A 357-nucleotide genomic window follows, 5' to 3' on the forward strand; every position below is an offset into this window, starting at 1 on the left:
ATCCCGCCAATCTCTTCGTCGCCGGCTTCATCGGCACGCCGGAAATGAACCTCGTGGATGTGGCAATCGAGGGTACTGAATTCGTGATCGCCGGTCAGCGCCTGCCGATCGGCGCGCATCTGGAACAGCGACTATCGGCGAGACCCACGGACGCCGTCATCGGCATCCGGGGCGCGTTCAACATGGCGTGATAACCCTCGATTACCCCCGCCTCCTCGAGCTTGCGGACGCGCCTCAGGCACGGAGGAGCCGAGATACCGACCCTTTCGGCCAGTTCCACATTGGTTATGCGCCCGTCGCGCTGCAATTCGCGCAGGATTTTCAGATCGATGGCATCGAGTTCGACGCTGGTCACGG

At 62.2% G+C, this 357-nt stretch carries 2 pseudogenes; one reads left to right on the forward strand and one right to left on the reverse strand.

Annotation, left to right across the window (positions count from 1 at the left end):
* Positions 1 to 191, forward strand: a pseudogene (locus EN804_RS35285) (sugar ABC transporter ATP-binding protein); the annotation flags it as partial.
* Here EN804_RS35285 and EN804_RS35290 read toward each other — a convergent pair.
* Positions 164 to 355: pseudogene (locus tag EN804_RS35290) on the reverse strand (winged helix-turn-helix transcriptional regulator); the annotation flags it as partial. The pseudogenes EN804_RS35285 and EN804_RS35290 sit on opposite strands and share 28 nt — an antisense overlap.
* Positions 356 to 357 lie beyond the last annotated feature (2 nt).

The sequence above is a fragment of the Mesorhizobium sp. M8A.F.Ca.ET.161.01.1.1 genome (assembly GCF_004792105.1).
Taxonomy (GTDB): domain Bacteria; phylum Pseudomonadota; class Alphaproteobacteria; order Rhizobiales; family Rhizobiaceae; genus Mesorhizobium.